This is a genomic window from Rhizobium sp. 01T444 (genome assembly GCF_056398305.1).
Genome location: NZ_JBFTPD010000003.1, coordinates 52,981 through 69,776, shown reverse-complemented (window position 1 = coordinate 69,776; position 16,796 = coordinate 52,981). Strand labels below are relative to the sequence as shown.

Sequence of the window (16,796 nt, the reverse complement as noted above, 5' to 3'; positions counted from 1 at the left end):
TTTCCGCGACAGTCCGCCAAAAACATGGCGCGGGCCTTCCGCGAAGGCAAGCCTTCGACGGGGGTCGGCCGGCATTTAGACAGCAGGCGTTACAAAAATGCCCGCCTAACAGCGGGCATCTTCGAAAGCGTTAGGGCAGGCTTCAGCGAACGAGGATGTTCTTGAACTGCCACGGATCCTTGGTGTCGATGTCTTCCGGGAACAGGCCCGGACGGCCGTCGAGCGGGGTCCAGTCGGTGTAGTGGCCTTCGACCGGGCCGAGATAGGGCAGCTGCACTTCGAGGCAGCGCTTGTAATCCATCTCATCGGCTTCGACGATGCCGGCCTTCGGGTTTTCAAGAGCCCAGACCATGCCGGCGAGAACGGCAGAGGTTACCTGCAGACCAGTCGCGTTCTGGTAGGGGGCGATGCGGCGGGTTTCTTCCAGCGACAGACGCGAACCATACCAGTAGGCGTTCTTGTCGTGGCCGTAGAGCAGCACGCCGAGCTCGTCGACGCCATCGACCAGTTCGTTCTCGTCGAGAACGTGGAGAACCGGCTGTGCCTTGCCGCCGTTGCCGAACATCTCATGCAGCGAGAGAACGGCATCATTGGCAGGATGGTAGGCGTAGTGGCAGGTCGGACGATAGGAGACGTCGCCGTCCTTGTCCTTCACCGTGAAGAAGTCGGCGATCGAGATCGACTCATTGTGGGTGACGAGAAAGCCATACTGCGGGCCGGGCGTCGGGCACCAGGTGCGCACGCGGGTGTTGGCGCCGGGCTGTTCCAGGAAGATGGCGGCCTTGGAGCCCTTCTTATGCTTCTTGGCGTTCTTCGGCATCCAGTTTTCGTGGGTGCCCCAGCCGAGTTCTGCCGGCTGCAGGCCTTCGGAGATGAAGCCTTCGACCGACCAGGTGTTCCAGAAGACGTTGAGCGGCTTCGGGTGGATGGTGCGCTGCGTGTCGCGTTCGGCGATGTGGATGCCCTTGACGCCGACCTTCTTCATGAGCTTTGCCCATTCTTCGCGGTCGTCCTGGCCCGGCTCATCGAACTTGAGGCCCATATCACGGGCAAGGTTCAGCAGGCCCTGCTTGACGAACCAGGAGACCATACCCGGATTTGCGCCGCAGGTGGAAACGGCCGTGGTGCCGCCGGGGTTCTTCGCCTTTTCCTTGCGAACGGTTTCGCGCAGCGCGTAGTTGGTGCGTTCCTCGTTCTTCATGTCCTTATCGAAATAAAAGCCGAGCCAGGGCTCGACGACGGTATCGATATAGAGCACGTCAAGCTTGCGGCAGAGTTTGATGATGTCGAGCGACGAGGTGTCGACCGAGAGATTGACGCAGAAGCCCTGGCCTTCACCTTCAGTCAGGAGCGGCTTCAGCAGCTCCTTGTAGTTGTCCTTCGTCACATGCGCCTGGATGTGCTTGACGCCGTGCTTTTCCAGAATGTGGGCATCGTCCGTGCGCGGGTCGATGACAACCATCCGGCTCTTGTCGAATTTGAAGTGGCGCTCGATCAGGGGCAGCGTGCCGCGGCCGATGGAGCCAAAGCCGATCATGACGATCGGACCGGTAATTTCGCCATATACCGGATAGTTCTGTTCCGTCATTCTTTTCTCCTATTGGAAGGGAACGAAGGCTTTCAGCCTAAAGAATTCATGTGAAAATGCCGCGAAGCTCGCGAAGTGACCGGCTCTAATCACAAAATGGCGTCACAATAAAGAGCGTTCCCCTGCAAAGGTCAAATATCGGCGCTGCAAAGTGCTCGCAGTTTCCGCACGAGTTCCGTCCGCTGCAGGGTCAGCCCTTTGTAGACGGTCTGCTGGACGTCGAGTGCTTCCAGTTGGTCGGCAAAGCTGGCTGCGAGTTTCCGCGCCTGCGGATGCCGGGCAATGACGGCGACCGGATCGATATAGATGCGGATGGTGAAGAGAATGTCGCCCGAGACAGGCAGCTTGCGAAGGGTCTGGCGCTCGACGCGGACGAAACGCTCTTCGAGCGTGAAGGCCTCGACGTAAGGCGGCCGGCGATGTTTCGAGACGGGAAGGAAGAGATCATCAGTGGCGTTGACCGACCAGTTCAGCCGCTCGACCGGCTGGGCACTCTGCAGGCCGTCGAAGATGCGGGTAATCAGTGCGGCATTGCGCGTGCCTTCGCCGAAGCCCGGCACATCCCCATGGATCTCGTGCATCGGCCGACCGAATTTCTCATGCAGTGACCACGAGGAGGGAAAGGCGACATGGGCGGCAACGAGATGCCAGCCATCGGCCTTGCGGCGCATCAGAACAAGATCATCCTGGATGAGTGAACCGGCCTTGAAGAGCGGCGGCAGATCGGATGTATCCTGCCGGAGCATCGCCGGATGCCGATCGGCAAGGTGAGCGAGGAGAATATTCAGCGCCTCCTGCTGGGCTGCTTCCGTCCCATCCTCTGCGACGAAGATGTCGTCGAGGCACTCGCCTGCCAGCCGCGCCTTTTCCTTGAGGTAGCGGTTGAGATCTTCGTCGGGTTCGATCCAGCGGGCGGGATCGAACGGCATCAGACCGATCGTGAAGGGCCGGGCCGAGCCGTCATAGGGCGTGTAGGTCGGACGTTTCATCGCCGCTCCTTTTCGAGCCTGACGATTTGCCGGGTGCGGTTTGTAACTCAGCGCTTCAGAGCCTCCAACCCTTCCGTCACCGTCGTCAGCGCGACTTCTGTGATGTCATATTCGGCAACACCATGGATGGTGAAAGGGTCGGCTGCGACATAGGCTTCAATTTGGGCGCGGTCGCCGATGGCGAGAACGACTCCGCCGGTGCGTGGTACCTTCCGGCCGGAAGCGAGGAACCAGCCCTTCGCATATCCTTCCTTCACCCAGACCATATGCGGCTCCATGTGCTTGTCGGCCTCTTCATTGGGCTTCACATAGGTCAGGGAGAGGATCAGCATGGTCAGTCCTTTTGCAGCGTGGCGCGGATCAGGCCGCGTAGCGAATTTCCAACGTAAAGCATACCCTTGTCCAGATCATCGAGCGTGATGCGACCGACGCGGGCCTTTCGCTGGCAGATGAGCTCGGTGCGGAGCACGCCGGCGAGCAGGCCGCAGGAGATCGGCGGTGTCCTGAGAATGCCGGAGCCGTCATCAAGGAAGACAGACGTAATGGTTCCCTCGCAGACGTCCTGCCGTTCGTTGAGCAGGATGACTTCATCCGCTTGCTGCGGCGTAAACTCGGCGCGCGCCGCTTCATACACGGCCCGGCATGTGGTCTTGATACGTAGCAGCCTGTCAGTGGAATCGAGACGCGTGCTAGCGATACGGAATTTCCAGACCGTGTCTTGCGGCAGCGGCGTGAAGGGCGCGGTGGCAATATCGATCCGGCCCTGGCTGTCGAAAGTCAGCCTGACACGACGCGGCTCCTTATCATCCTTTACCGCATCTTCCAGCTTCGCGACCACATCCGTCGGTTCGGGAAAACCGATGCGGCGGGCGGAGCGGGAGAGGCGGGCGAGATGAAGGCGCAGGCGAATGAAGCCTTCGTCCGGTTGCCAGCGCAGGGTTTCGATCAGCGAAAAATCCTTCATCGGGCAATCCATTGGTCGCCGATGGCGAAGCGGGCCTTGAGCAGGCATTCCTCATATTCGGCTTCAGCCGTGGAATCGAAGACGATGCCGCCGCCGACGTTGAAGACTGCTTTGCCGCCGTCGAAGAGCGTCATTGTGCGGATGGCAACGGAGAAGCGCATCGCGCCGTTGGGCGCGATCATGCCGATTGCGCCGCAATAGGCATCACGCGGACCATCCTCGAGGTCGTGGAGGATTTCCATGGCGCGGATCTTCGGCGCGCCGGTGATCGAGCCGCAGGGAAAAAGGGCGGCAAAGATGTCGCGGATGGAAAGATCGGGTAGGAGCTTCGCCTGAACGTGGCTGACCATCTGGTGGACGGTGGGATAGGTCTCGATTTCGAAGAGTTTTGGAACGTCGAGCGTGCCGACTTCGGTGATGCGCGAGATATCGTTGCGTAAGAGGTCGACGATCATGCGGTTTTCCGCTTGCGTCTTGATGTCGGCCTTCATGGCTTCGACGATTTCGGCATCTTCGGCCGGTGTCGCGCCGCGTTTGGCCGTACCTTTCATCGGGTGCGTCTCGATCCAGCCATCTTCGTCGGTGCGGAAAAACAGTTCCGGTGAGCGGGAAAGAATGATGGGACCGCCGAGATCGGCAAACGCGCCATATTTCACGGGTTGGCGGTCGATCAGCGACCAGAAAGCGGCAAGCGGATCGCCGCTCCAGCGGGCTTCGATCGGCATCGTCAGGTTGGCCTGATAGATATCGCCGAGGCGCAGATGCCGGTGGAGGTCTTCGAAACGCTCTTTATATATAGCGAAGTTCCAGGCTGCCTTCGGTGCAGTCAGGAATTCCTCGTTTTCGTGGCGCTGCCGTGGCCTTGCGAGAGGATGGTCATCTGGCTGCGGCGCATCGAAGACACCGAACAGCAGCAGCGGCGTCTCGCGGTTCTCTTCCGCGAAGGGAGCAAGCTTTTCTTCGAAGAAATGGCCAGCCTCATAAGCGATGTAACCGGCAAGCCATTTGCCGGTCTGTCGCGCCTCTTCCATCCGCTTGAGCGCAGGCACGAATTCCGCCTTCGTGCGGGCGATAATCATGTCTACCGGGCCGGCGAAGAGCATGACTTCGCCGGTCGTGTCGTCCCGGAACAGGATGAAGGGTTCGGACGCTGCCATTGCCTTTCCAGCGAAGCCGCGGTTTGGGCGGTTTTATGCCTTGTCCAGTGCCTCGAGTTCGTCGATCAGGCCTTCGATCATCGACAGGCCCTTGCTCCAGAAGGAAGGATCGGTTGCATCCAGGCCAAAGGGCTTCAGCAGTTCGGAATGATGCTTGGTGCCGCCGGCCTTCAGCATCTCGAAATACTTGTCCTGAAAGCCCTTCTCGGCCTTCTGATAGACGGCATAGAGCGAGTTCACCAGGCAGTCGCCGAAAGCATAGGCGTAAACATAGAAGGGCGAATGGATGAAGTGGGGGATATAGGCCCAGTAGGTCTCATAACCCTCGGAAATCTTGATCGCCGGGCCAAGGCTTTCCGACTGGACGGAAAGCCAGAGTTCGCCGATGTCGTCGGCGGTCAGTTCGCCGGCTTTGCGGGCGGTATGAACCTTGCGCTCGAACTCGTAGAAGGCGATCTGGCGCACGACCGTATTGATCATGTCTTCGACCTTCTGGGCAAGCATGGCCTTGCGTTCGCGGTTGTCAGTCGTCCGGTTCAGCAATGCCCGGAAGGTCAGCATCTCGCCGAAGACGGAAGCGGTTTCGGCAAGCGTCAGCGGGGTCTGGCACATGAGCGCGCCTTGCGCGCCGGCAAGTACCTGATGCACGCCGTGACCGAGTTCATGGGCGAGCGTCATCACATCGCGCGGCTTGCCCATATAGTTGACGAGCACATAGGGATGGGCCGACGGAACGGTCGGATGCGCAAAAGCGCCGGGCGCCTTGCCGGGGCGCACGGGGGCGTCGATCCACTGTTCGTCAAAGAAGCGCTTGGCGATCGCAGCCATTTCCGGCGCGAAATTGCCATAGGCGGACAGCACTGTGTCCCTGGCTTCGGTCCAGGAGATGATGGCGCTTGAGGTTTCCGGAAGCGGCGCATTGCGATCCCAGAAGTTCATCTGCTCCATGCCGAGCCATTTGGCCTTCATCTTGTAATAGCGATGCGAAAGGCGCGGATAGGCTTCCTTCACCGCCGCAGCAAGCGCATCGACCACTTCGCGCTCGACGCGGTTCGCCAGATGGCGGCTGTCGGCAATGTCTTCGAAGCTGCGCCAGCGATCGGAGATATCCTTGTCCTTGGCGAGCGTATTGGTGATGAGCGTGAAGATGCGGATATTGGTCTTGAAGGTTTCGGCGAGCGCCATTGCCGCTTTGCGGCGCACTTCTGGATCCTTTTCCTGCAGCATGTTCAATGCCACTTCGAGCGGCAGCTTCTCGCCGTCGATCTCGAAGCGCAGCTCCGCCATCGTCTCATCGAAGAGACGGTTGAAGGCGGCAGCTGATGTCATCGATTTTTCGAGGAAGAGCTGCTCGAGCTGGTCTTCGAGCTGGTAGGGCTTGTCCATGCGCAGGTCGACCAGCCAGGGGCGGTAATGGCCGGCAAGCGGATCGTTCGCCATGCAGGCATCGATCACGGCATCGTCGATGCGGTTGAGTTCGAGAGCGAAGAACAGCAAGCGGCCGGAATAGTCGGTAAGCTTGGCCTGGACGTCGCCATAGAGCTTGCCGTTTGCCGGGTTGGACGTATCCGAGAAATAGGTAAGGCCAGCGAAAGAGCCGAGGCGGCCCATAATATCGTCGAGTGCCTCATATTCCTTCAGCGCCTGGCCGATGCCTTCCTCGCCCTTCTTGGCGGCTGCTTCGGCAAGTTTGCCCTTCCATTTCTCTTCAAAAGCGGAAGCGGCCTTGCCGGCTTTTTCCATGTCGGCGACGAAGGCGGTGGAGGTGGCCGAGGGGTAGAGATCCTGCAGCCGCCAGGAGGGAAGCTCGCCCAGAGCCGGGTCCGATGCTGCAGCGGGAGCCGTTGCCGAAAGGTGAAGATCGGCGTGCGCAAGCATATGTCTCATGGGGCGGTTCCTCTTCCTCTTTTATAACAGGTCTGACTGTCTACAGCATCGGCCCGAAAATCGGAATCGATTTTCGGAAAGGCTGATTGCGCAGTTTCAAAAAGAGAGACGTCCTTTGCGCGTCCGAATGGACGCGCGGCGCTCTGGGCGCCGAAAGGTCTAGCATCAAGGGGTTTTCGGCGTGTGAAAGGGCTCGTAACGGCACGAAAACGGCCTGTCAGAACAGTTAAAATGCAATTGTTTCTCAAAACAGGATGTTCAAGCCTTTCTGTCAGAGTGCGCTCTATGGTTTCGCATGAAGTGAGGCGACAATGACCGGTTACAATGAGCTCAAAGGGGCAGGGCAGATCCTTGTGGTCGAGGACGATCCCGTCCAGCGCCGTCTGCTCAAGAACGCGATCGAGCGTAGCGGCCATGTGGTGCATCAGGCCGAAAACGGCCGCATCGGGCTGGAGATGGTGAAGCGCGATCCCGGCCTTTTCAACGTCATCGTGCTCGATTTGATGATGCCGGAAATGACCGGCCTCGAATTCCTCGAAGCATTGCATGATTTCGGCACCCAGATTCCGGTCATCGTCCAGACGGGGCAGGGCGGCATCGAAACGGTGGTGCAGGCCATGCGCGCCGGGGCTTTCGATTTTGTCGTCAAGCCGGTTTCTCCGGAGCGTATCAATACGTCGATCTCCAATGCGATGAAGCTCGACCAGCGTGAGGTGAAGGCCCGTACCGGTCGCCGTTCACGCTCGGGCTCCGTCGGCTTCGACGACATCGTTTCGGCAAGCCCGGCGATGATCCGTGTCATCGATCTGGCGCAGCGCGCCTCGCAGTCCAACATCCCGGTCGTGCTCGAAGGCGAATCGGGTGTCGGCAAGGAGTTGGTGGCGCGCGCCATCCAGTCGGGGGGCGATCGCGCCACCAAACCGTTCGTGACGGTCAATTGCGGTGCCATTCCGCACAATCTCGTCGAAAGCATCCTCTTCGGTCACGAAAAGGGTGCGTTTACCGGCGCGACCGAAAAGCATATCGGCAAGTTCATGGAAGCCGATGGTGGCACCATCTTCCTCGACGAGATCGGYGAYCTGCCGCTCGAGGTGCAGGTGAAGCTATTGCGCGCCGTTCAGCAAGGCGAGATCGAGACCGTCGGTGCGCGCACTGCGCACAAGGTCAATGTTCGCCTCATCTCAGCGACGAACAAGGATCTGATCGAAGAGGTCAAGAACGGCCACTTCCGCGAAGATCTCTACTATCGCCTGAACGTCTTCCCGATCACCATTCCGGCGCTGCGCAAGCGCAAGGAGGACATTCCGCATCTGGTGCGCGTCTTTGCCGACCGCTTCTCCAGCGAACAGAAGAACGGCCGCCGCATGACGGTCAATGCCGGCGCGCTGGCATTGCTGACCACCTATGACTGGCCGGGCAATATCCGCCAGCTCGAAAACGCGATCTTCCGCGCCGTTGTGCTTGCCGAAGGTCCGGAGCTGACTGAGGCGGACTTCCCGCAGATCGCCGCCCAGCTTCCGAACTACGAGGTCGTGGACCATCTGGCGCTCGTTGCCGACAATTCGCACCTCGATCCTGACGCGGAATTCCCCGAGGATTATCAGGCGGAATCAGTCGCCGAGACGATGCGCCGCGGGACCGAGGCTTCCGATAACGCGATATCGAGCGTCAATCAGTCCGGTGATGTTCGGCGTCTTGCTGATGTCGAGGAAGAACTGATTCGTTTTGCCTTGAAGTTCTACCGAGGGCAAATGAGTCAAGTGGCAAGAAAGCTAGGTATCGGGCGATCCACACTTTACAGAAAGCTCAAGGACTACGGTATCGACCCCGATAATCCTCAGAAAGATGCGGCATAAGCGCATTTTTATTAAGAATAAGGCAACCACATTTGGTTACCGTCCATAAACCACTTGTTAGCAGCTCGTTCACTCTATAAAGAAAAGGTTGATCATGTGTGGCATTTTTGCCATCGTGTGACCGCATTTGACAGCCATTTGAGACAGCATTGGACATTGACTGTCTGACGGGGATCGAGTTGCAGAATCTGAATGGGAATACCAAGCTTTCGCGCTTGAGTTGGCGTTTGTGCGCCAAGATTGGCGGAAAGGCAATTAGGACGGCAGCGGCCGCCCTTCTTGCACTCGCGGTTTCCTCACCGGTATTCGTAAGCACACCGTCTCAGGCTGCCGGGGATACCCGCAGCCTGAAGCTCTATTTCATTCATACCGGCGAAAAGGCCGTCATCACCTACAAGCGAAACGGCAAATTCGACCCCAAAGGTCTTGAGCAGCTCAACCGTTTCCTGCGCGACTGGCGCAAGAATCAGCCGACGAAGATGGACCCGCGCCTCTTCGACCTCATCTGGGAAGTTTACCGCCAGTCCGGCTCCAGGGATTACATCAACGTCGTCTGCGGTTTCCGCTCGCCTGCTACCAACGAGATGCTGCGCGGTCGTTCGCGTAAATCCGGTGTCGCCGAAAAGAGCCAGCATATGCTTGGCAAGGCGATGGACTTCTTCATTCCAGACGTAAAGCTCGCCACGCTGCGCGGTATCGGCATGAAGATGCAGGTCGGCGGCGTCGGCTTCTATCCAAAGTCCGGTTCGCCTTTCGTGCATATGGATGTCGGCGGCGTTCGCGCCTGGCCGCGCATGAGCCGCGACGAACTGGTCAGGCTCTTCCCTGACGGCAATACCATTCATATTCCCGCCGATGGCAAGCCGCTGCCAGGCTACCAGCAGGCAATGGCCGATTACAAGCGGCGCATGGCGAACGGCAGCCAGATCATGATGGCTAGCGCCGGCGCTTCCGTTTCCGATGACGAACCTCGCAAGCAGAAGACGCTGTTTGCCTACCTCTTTGGTGGCGGCGCTGACGAGGAAGAGGATAATTCGGAGGATAGCACACCGGTGGCTGTCGCCAAGGCAACGCCGCCGAAGGCTGAGGCTGTCCCAGCAGCTGATGAACCGCAGCCGCAGACCGAAGTTGCGAGCGTGAATGCACCAGTGCCGCAGGTTCGCCCGGCCTTCAGCAACCAGCTTGCCGGCAACGAGGTTGCCAATGCTCTGGTGCCGCCATCTGCAGGTAATGCGGCTCAGCAGGCGCTTGCCGCCATGCCCGCAGGCCAGCCGCAGGAACCGGAGCATTTCGCCGATCTCAGCGGTTACAGCATTCCGGTTCCGTCGCTCCTTGGGCAGCGTCGTGCGCCGGGTGATGCAGAACTTGCCTCTGTCGATCCGAGCCTGATGTCGACGAGCGTTCCGACCCCAGCCGAACGTCCGGCCGTTGCCGAAAACCTGCTTGCTGCACAGAATGCCGATCCTGAAGCGGGTGAAGACGAAGCTGATCAGGACACGCTTTCGCCCGCCATGGCGGCAGCACTTGCAAAGCAGCAGGATCAGAGCGGTGGCACTGAGGTAGCTATGAACGCACCTTCTGAGCCGCAGACTGTCGAGCAGGCAATYAACGCCGCCGCACCGAAGAATCCGCCGGCACTAGACAAGCCGCCGCTGCAGCTTGCGGCACTTGCTCCGATGACGAAGTCTGCAAGCTTTGCTGCTCCTCCCGCAGCACCGAAGCCTGTCACCGTCGACAGCCCGGTCGCGCAGGGCCTTCCCACCAAGGGTGGTCGTCCGACGAAGCAGGAAGCTGTAGCCGCTGACGAAAGCCGTCAGACAGTGCGTACGGAGCCGAAGCTGACCCAGAAGATGATCTCGCAGTGGGCTCTTACCAATGCCCGCCTGGAAATGGCGTCCAAGAAGGTGCAGGCACCGCGCTTTGTCAGCCAGGAGCTGCGCGCCCAGCCGACCTCGGTTTATGCCGAAGGCTTCCAGAAGACTGCTTCGATCGACCCTGGTCGCTTCAGCGGCACGGCCGTCAATTTCATGGAAGTGCGTAAGTTCAACACGCGCTGATCCGGCCATATTTCGAATAAGCAAAAGCCGCTGGATCGTCTCCGGCGGCTTTCGTTTTTGGGCCGGCGGCACGGCGAAAACGGCGCTGGTACTTTGATGAGATCAAAAGAAAAGCCGCCGAAACGGCGGCTCTCTGAAAATGCGGTTGGATGATCCTCAGCCTTCCGGCGGGGATTCGATCATGCCGAGAGCGTGCAGGTAGGTATCGAGGATCGCATCTTCTTCCATGCGTTCCTGCTCGTCCTTCTTGCGGAGCGCAACGACCTTCTTGAGGATCTTGGTGTCGAAGCCCATGCCCTTGGCTTCGCCATAGACGTCCTTGATGTCGTCGGCGATGGTCTTCTTTTCTTCTTCCAGGCGTTCAATGCGCTCGACAAAAGCGCGAAGCTGATCGCGAGCGACGCCATGTGCATCAGACATCGTGTTCTCCTGATTTCGGGATATGCATTCGGGTTGCCAGTGACTGCCGCGAAGTGCCGCCAGCGTCAAGACGATTTGAGAGCGGGTGGACTATTTGTGCGGGTTGTTCACCTCAAAAGTCGCCTTTTGCACAGGCGATGCTTCCGTCTGGTGAAGGTTCTTCCAGTCTTCGTAGGGCATGCCGTAAACGATCTCGCGCGATTCGTCCTTCGTCATAGTGACGCCTTCGGCCTCCGCAGCTTCGCGGTACCAGTTGGAGAGGCAGTTGCGGCAGAAGCCGGCGAGATTCATCAGATCGATGTTCTGCACGTCGGTTCGTTCGCGAAGATGCGTGATGAGCCGGCGGAAGGCGGCTGCCTCGAATTCCGTCTGTTGTTCCTTGCTGAGCGTGGTCATGGGCCAAGTCCTTTTCACTCAATAGGGGCCGGTGCGGGAAGCGTGCACGCTGTATGCATGAAGGGCCGGATCGTCATTCATCTCCGCAAAAATGGGCGCCAGGCGCGCCGCCCATTCCTCGATGCCGGCCTCGTTGCCGATGAGGTCCTGACGCACTTCTAGAAGCGCGTGCGGGATGCCCGTCATCATGCAATGACGATACATGGTGTCGCCCTTCAGGGCACCGTCATAGGGTTCGTTGTCACCGACGACGAGATCGGGATCAGCCCGCAGTTTTTCAAGCAATGGGGCGACGGCGCGGTGGTCACTATCCCAGAGCACTGCTGCATGCCAGGGGCGGGGAACGCTCTTCCAGGCAGGCGTGAAGGAGTGGAGGGACAGTACCAGCGGCGCTTTGCCGGTCGCGTTCGCCACCCTATCAATCGTCTCCGACACGGCTTTGTGATAGGGTCTGTGGAAGGTTTCGATCCGGTAGTTCCACTCCTCCTCAGTAATCGGATGATTGCCGGGGATGATGGCGCCGTCGGAGATTTTCATGATCAGTGTCGGGTCGTCCTCGCCGCGATTGGGGTCGATCAGCAAGCGCGAAAAACCGCCGAGCACGCCCGGCACGCCCAGCTGTGCACACAGCTTGCGGGCAAGGCCCTGAATGCCGATGTCATAAGCGATGTGCCTGGAGAAGGCACTTTCCGGTAGGCCGAGCCGGCCATATCGTTCGGGCAGACGGTTCATGGCATGATCGCCAAGGATCACCATGCCTTTGTCATGTTGGCCAGATAGGATTTCAAAGGATTGGAAGTGATCCATCAGGAAATTGCCAATTGTCATTTCGCGTCTTCGCCCAGTGATTGCATGCGCGTTCGGCCGGTTCAAGCGTGATGGGCGGACCAACGCGACAAGATGCGCCCGATCGGCGGTTATGAAAGGAAATATAATCGATTAGCATTGCGTTGACTTTCGCCTGATGGCGGCGCAAGAAGACACGGATAACGAATAACCGTGGAGCTATTTGGGAGCCGTGTTGATCCAAGCCGCGCCAAGTTTCCTCACGCGGTCCGGGCCGCTGGTCCGTCTCGCATTGTTCGCTCTTGCAGCCGTCTCGCCGTTCTTCATTGCCGATGCCGCGCGCGCGGATTTCCGTGTATGCAACGGTACGCAAAATCTGGTTGGCGTTGCGATCGGATATAGAGCGAAGGATGGCTGGGTCACGGAGGGTTGGTGGCAGGTGCCGGCAACGACCTGCGCCACGCTGATCGAGGGAGAGTTACAGTCGCGTTATTATTACCTCTATGCTGAAGACGCCGCCCGGGGAGGCCGATGGACGGGTGACGTGCAGATGTGCGTGGCGGAAAACGAATTCAAGATCACGGGTGTGCAGGACTGCTACGCCCGGGGTTATCAGAAAATGGGATTCAAGGAATATGATACGGGCCGCCAGGGAAGCTGGATGGTTCAACTCTCCGACACCCCAGGGACGCAAGAAAGCCAGAATTGATGAAGCGTAACCGCAAAGTTAAAATCCTCGCCACCCTCGGCCCCGCCTCCTCCGAGGAGTCGATGATCGAGAAGCTGCACCAGGCGGGTGCGGATATCTTCCGCATCAATATGAGCCATGCGAGCCATGACGTGATGCGCACGCTCGTGCAGCGCATTCGCGCCGTCGAAGCCCGCTCGGGTCGGCCGATCGGTATTCTGGCCGACCTGCAAGGTCCGAAGCTTCGCGTCGGGAAGTTTGCCGATGTTAAGGTCGAGCTGAAGCCCGGCCAGACATTTACGCTCGACAACAACGATACCCCCGGCGACAACACCCGCGTGTTCCTGCCGCATCCTGAAATTCTCGAAGCCGTGCAGCCGGGCCATCGCCTGCTGATCGACGACGGAAAACTGGCTCTCCGCGCAGAAAAGTGCGACGGCAAGAGCATCGTCACGACCGTCATCGCCGGTACCAGCATTTCCGACCGCAAGGGCGTCAGCCTGCCCGATACGCTGCTTGGCGTTGGCGCGCTGACCGACAAGGACCGTGTCGACCTCGACGCCGTTCTCGCGACCGACGATGTCGACTGGGTGGCGCTTTCCTTCGTCCAGCGTCCCGACGACCTTGCTGAAGTGCGCAAGATCGCCCGTGGCCGCGTCGGCATTATGTCGAAGATCGAGAAGCCGCAGGCGCTGGAACGCATCGAAGAAATCATCGAGCTTTCCGACGCACTGATGGTCGCCCGCGGCGATCTCGGCGTTGAAATGCCGCTCGAAGCCGTTCCGGGTATCCAGAAGCAGCTCATCCGCTCCTGCCGCCGTTCGGGCAAGCCTGTCATCGTCGCCACGCAGATGCTGGAATCGATGATCTCCTCGCCGGTTCCGACACGTGCCGAAGTTTCGGACGTTTCGATCGCCGTCTTCGAAGGCGCGGATGCAATCATGCTGTCGGCCGAGTCGGCTTCCGGCGCTTATCCGGTCGAAGCCGTCTCGATGATGGCCTCGATTGCGAGCACCGTGGAGAAGGATCCGCACTATCCGGGCATCATCTACGCGCAGCGCGCCCAGCCGGAAGCAACCGGCGCCGACGCCATCTCGCTTGCCGCCCGCCAGATCGCCGAGACGCTGAAGCTGTCGGCTATCGTCTGTTACACGTCTTCCGGCACGACCGGCCTGCGCGCCTCGCGTGAGCGTCCTCAGGTGCCGATCATCGCTCTGTCGCCGATCATCAAGACCGCGCGCCGTCTGTCCGTCGTCTGGGGCATGCATTGCGTCGTCACGCATGACGCGACCGACCTCGACGACATGGTCAACCGCGCCTGCCGCATCGTCGCTGCAGAAGGTTTCGGCAAGCCGGGCGATCGCATCATCATCTCCGCTGGCGTGCCGCTCGGCACACCTGGCGCGACCAACATGCTGCGTATCGCCTATATCGGCTCCGACGGCCAGAGTGGCATCTGATCGCTTTCAGGCCTGAAAAAACAAAGCGCTCCTCGAAAGAGGGGCGCTTTTTTTGCTTTCCGATTCTGCCTTTGGTGCTCTTAGCCGCGGGAGAGGTGACCGACGCGATAGATCTGGTTGGTGCCTGACGCGGGCGGGGCTTCCGCACAAAGTCCAAAACGGACCATCGTCCAGTCATGCGGGTCAAAGGCGGTAATGCGGGCGAGCAGATGTCTGCCGCCGGCTTCCTGCTTTGCCAGATCAACCTCTTCCTGCCGTAAGTTGGGCAGAGATACATGCGGTTCGATAGGGAGGTGTTCGCTGTAAGCAAAGCGGGCGTTGGCGGGGTCCGGTGAGACATGCGTATGCCAGACGATCCAATGGCGAATGAGCGGCCGACCGAAGGCGTCCGTCAGCGCGGCAAAGCCGGGACCGCAGATGAAGTTGCTGGCGCCTTCCGGCTGGTCCCAGATATAAAAGGGCGAGTACAGATTTTCCCGGCTGCCGAATTCACCGCGGCGAGCGCTCAGAAAAGCCTTGAAACCGAGGTGGGGGAAGCCGTCCATCGCCGGCCCCTTGTCGCGGATGCGGCGATCGATGATCTGCATGTCGTAATCTGCCGGCAAGGTGAAGGAATATTGCATGGCCATCATGGCTGTGTCTCCTCAGACCAGTCGACGAAGCGTCCCTTCTCAAAACCCTGGATGCTAAGATATCCGAAAGGGCTGTCAGTTGTTGCCCCGTGCCAGTGAAGCTCGTCCGGGGCGAACCATATTGCATCGCCGGTTCTGACTTCCTCGACGGGTTCACCCTCCCGCTGCACGACACCGACACCGGAGAGGACATAAAGAAGCTGGCCGCGCGGATGCGTATGCCAGTGTGTGACCGTGCCGGGATCGAGGGTTGCGCGCATGGCGGTGTTCTCGCCATCGATCTCACTGTCGAGCAGGATTTCGACCCAGAAGGGTGCATTCGAAATGCCTTCGGGAGAACGGACGGCACTGCCGGGACGGCGGATCGTCATCGTCCTCGGATTGGCGGTGCTCATGCCGGAACTCCCCTGGCGCGCGCTTCCCATCCGGGTTCGGCCATCTGCGCCAAGCCGTCGCCGAAGGACCATTCGTCCGGTTCGCTGGTCGAGATGACGATCATCACGTCTTCGGGGCGCAAGCCGGGCGATTGTTGGAGCAATTCGACGGTTCGGCGGAAGAGAGCCTTGCGCATTTCCGTTGTGCGCGGCTTGCCGGTCGTGATCGAAATCAGCACGAAATCATCCGAGCGCGGACCGGCAAGGTAGTTGCGATCGAAGATCAGCTCGCCCGGCTCGTGCTGGTGGATGATCTGGAAGCGGTCGGCCGGCGGCACATTGAAGGTCTCGACCATGGCCTTGTGGATATTGTCCGAGAGCGCACGCAGATAGTCCGGCGATTTGCCCTTCAGAAGGGAAATGCGAGCGAATGGCATTGGATGCCTCCTTGTTCTTTGTCTTGACAGGAGAAGCATGCCACGACACCATGGTGCGGAAAATCAGAATTTTATGGATGAATTATCCTGGAAATCGGGATCGTGAAATGCGACGGATTACATTCGACCTGGATGTCCTGAGGACATTCGCGACCGGCATGGATCTCGGCAATTTCGCCAGGGCGGCGGATCGCCTGGGGCGCTCGACCTCGGCGGTCAGCGCACAGCTTAAGAAGCTGGAGGAGCAGGCTGGCACGCCGATTTTCCGCAAATCCGGGCGCGGACTGGCGCTGACGGAAGCCGGAGAGATGATGCTTGCCTACGCCCGGCGATTGCTCGATCTGAACGACGAGGCAGTCGCTGCGATGCAGAGTGTCGAGCTGGAAGGCTGGGTGCGGCTCGGCCTGCAGGAGGACTTCGGTGAGAACTTGCTACCCGAGGTGCTCGGACGCTTTGCTCGAGCGCATCCGAAGGTGCGGATCGAAGCGCGTGTGGTGCGCAATGCCGAGCTTCTGGAACGGGTGACGACGGGCAAGCTCGATCTTGCGCTCGCCTGGAGCGCCGGCACTTTGACCGCCCATTGCGAGCATATTGCCGACGTGCCGATGCGCTGGATCGGCCCGGTGAATGGCTTGCCGACATGGGCGACTGGAAGCGGTGAGCCGATGCAGCTTGCCTCGCTCGAGGCGCCCTGCCTGCTCAGGAATGCCGCGACGAATGTGCTGGACGAGGCCGGTATCTCCTGGCGGCTGTCCTTCGTCAGTCCAAGCCTCAGCGGCCTCTGGGCGGCAACCGCTGCAGGACTGGGTATTACGGTGCGCACGCCTATAGGGCTGCCTGCCAAGGTGCGGATGCTGGCGTCAGGCGAAGCCGGCCTGCCGGAACTGCCGAAGCTGGGGCTGGTCTTGCATCGAGCGGAAGCGGAGCCGGATTCTGCAACGAGCCGGCTGGCGGAACTGGTGCTGCAGTCGGTGCACGAGGCAGTGCGAGATATTTCTATTCCCTCCGATCAGGAGAAGGCGCTGCGAAGGTTCGGGTGAAGTGTTGACCCTCCCCTTGGAAGCCGGTAGCCTCCCATCGCTATGAAAATGATCGCTCTCAATAT

At 59.8% G+C, this 16,796-nt stretch carries 17 protein-coding genes; 5 read left to right on the top strand and 12 right to left on the bottom strand.

The genetic code is table 11. From position 1 onward, the window contains the following. Positions 1–142: 142 nt before the first annotated feature. The 6 genes from AC1DTN_RS05915 to AC1DTN_RS05890 all read right to left on the bottom strand — a co-directional run bounded on the left by AC1DTN_RS05915 (position 143) and on the right by AC1DTN_RS05890 (position 6,585). Complete coding sequence (locus tag AC1DTN_RS05915; RefSeq protein WP_029868533.1) at positions 143–1,588, bottom strand: homospermidine synthase; 1,446 nt, start codon at positions 1,586–1,588, stop codon at positions 143–145. Between the two features lie 131 nt (positions 1,589–1,719). Then, positions 1,720–2,577, bottom strand: coding sequence for a heme-dependent oxidative N-demethylase family protein (locus AC1DTN_RS05910; RefSeq protein WP_442206403.1), 858 nt, complete (start codon positions 2,575–2,577; stop codon positions 1,720–1,722). A gap of 47 nt (positions 2,578–2,624) precedes the next feature. Then, positions 2,625–2,909, bottom strand: a complete 285-nt coding sequence (locus AC1DTN_RS05905) for a YciI family protein (protein ID WP_310383605.1) — start codon at positions 2,907–2,909, stop codon at positions 2,625–2,627. 2 nt (positions 2,910–2,911) lie between these two features. Further along, entirely contained in the window at positions 2,912–3,541 is a 630-nt protein-coding gene (locus AC1DTN_RS05900; RefSeq protein ID WP_442206402.1) for an aminotransferase class IV family protein, read from the bottom strand. Next, positions 3,538–4,698 carry an aminodeoxychorismate synthase component I gene (locus AC1DTN_RS05895; protein WP_113320917.1) on the bottom strand — a complete coding sequence of 387 codons (1,161 nt, stop codon included), beginning with the start codon at positions 4,696–4,698 and terminating at the stop codon, positions 3,538–3,540. Before AC1DTN_RS05895 ends, AC1DTN_RS05900 begins: the two co-directional genes overlap by 4 nt. 33 nt (positions 4,699–4,731) lie before the next feature. Next, a complete protein-coding gene (locus AC1DTN_RS05890; protein ID WP_113320916.1) occupies positions 4,732–6,585 on the bottom strand; it encodes a M3 family oligoendopeptidase in 1,854 nt (617 codons plus the stop codon). A gap of 311 nt (positions 6,586–6,896) precedes the next feature. Between AC1DTN_RS05890 and AC1DTN_RS05885 the strand changes: the two genes are divergently transcribed. Together AC1DTN_RS05885 and AC1DTN_RS05880 are read left to right on the top strand one after the other, a co-directional pair. Continuing rightward, positions 6,897–8,441, top strand: a complete 1,545-nt coding sequence (locus AC1DTN_RS05885; protein ID WP_113320915.1) for a sigma-54-dependent transcriptional regulator — start codon at positions 6,897–6,899, stop codon at positions 8,439–8,441. Positions 8,442–8,620: 179 nt separating this feature from the next. Then, entirely contained in the window at positions 8,621–10,498 is a 1,878-nt protein-coding gene (locus AC1DTN_RS05880; RefSeq protein WP_113320978.1) for a peptidoglycan L,D-endopeptidase MepK, read from the top strand. Positions 10,499–10,654: 156 nt separating this feature from the next. Here the strand turns inward: AC1DTN_RS05880 and AC1DTN_RS05875 are convergent, their stop codons facing one another. The 3 genes from AC1DTN_RS05875 to AC1DTN_RS05865 form a co-directional block, all read right to left on the bottom strand. Continuing rightward, on the bottom strand, positions 10,655–10,918 hold the full coding sequence (locus AC1DTN_RS05875; RefSeq protein ID WP_007822869.1) for a DUF2312 domain-containing protein: 264 nt from the start codon (positions 10,916–10,918) through the stop codon (positions 10,655–10,657). Positions 10,919–11,008: 90 nt separating this feature from the next. Next, the gene (locus AC1DTN_RS05870) at positions 11,009–11,314 is read right to left on the bottom strand and encodes a DUF1244 domain-containing protein (protein WP_439016537.1); all 306 of its coding nucleotides are present in this window, start codon (positions 11,312–11,314) and stop codon (positions 11,009–11,011) included. A gap of 18 nt (positions 11,315–11,332) precedes the next feature. Next, positions 11,333–12,121, bottom strand: coding sequence for an N-formylglutamate amidohydrolase (locus AC1DTN_RS05865; RefSeq protein WP_442206489.1), 789 nt, complete (start codon positions 12,119–12,121; stop codon positions 11,333–11,335). Between the two features lie 214 nt (positions 12,122–12,335). Here AC1DTN_RS05865 and AC1DTN_RS05860 point away from each other — a divergent pair, with 214 nt between their 5' ends. Next, positions 12,336–12,809 (top strand): DUF1036 domain-containing protein, encoded by a 474-nt coding sequence (locus AC1DTN_RS05860; RefSeq protein WP_037103631.1) that lies wholly within the window; start codon positions 12,336–12,338, stop codon positions 12,807–12,809. Then, a complete protein-coding gene (gene pyk, locus AC1DTN_RS05855) occupies positions 12,809–14,248 on the top strand; it encodes a pyruvate kinase (protein ID WP_007822873.1) in 1,440 nt (479 codons plus the stop codon). The genes AC1DTN_RS05860 and pyk overlap by 1 nt, the downstream gene beginning before the upstream one ends. 80 nt (positions 14,249–14,328) lie before the next feature. Here pyk and AC1DTN_RS05850 read toward each other — a convergent pair whose 3' ends face one another. The 3 genes from AC1DTN_RS05850 to AC1DTN_RS05840 are packed head-to-tail and all read right to left on the bottom strand — an operon-like array spanning position 14,329 to position 15,691. Beyond that, entirely contained in the window at positions 14,329–14,880 is a 552-nt protein-coding gene (locus AC1DTN_RS05850; RefSeq protein WP_113320913.1) for a DUF4865 family protein, read from the bottom strand. Beyond that, positions 14,877–15,275 (bottom strand): cupin domain-containing protein, encoded by a 399-nt coding sequence (locus AC1DTN_RS05845; RefSeq protein ID WP_442206400.1) that lies wholly within the window; start codon positions 15,273–15,275, stop codon positions 14,877–14,879. Before AC1DTN_RS05845 ends, AC1DTN_RS05850 begins: the two co-directional genes overlap by 4 nt. Continuing rightward, on the bottom strand, positions 15,272–15,691 hold the full coding sequence (locus AC1DTN_RS05840) for a tautomerase family protein (RefSeq protein ID WP_113320911.1): 420 nt from the start codon (positions 15,689–15,691) through the stop codon (positions 15,272–15,274). Before AC1DTN_RS05840 ends, AC1DTN_RS05845 begins: the two co-directional genes overlap by 4 nt. Positions 15,692–15,798: 107 nt before the next feature. On the opposite strand from AC1DTN_RS05840, the gene AC1DTN_RS05835 reads away from it, so the two are divergent. Beyond that, a complete protein-coding gene (locus tag AC1DTN_RS05835) occupies positions 15,799–16,731 on the top strand; it encodes a LysR substrate-binding domain-containing protein (RefSeq protein ID WP_442206399.1) in 933 nt (310 codons plus the stop codon). Positions 16,732–16,796: the final 65 nt, after the last annotated feature.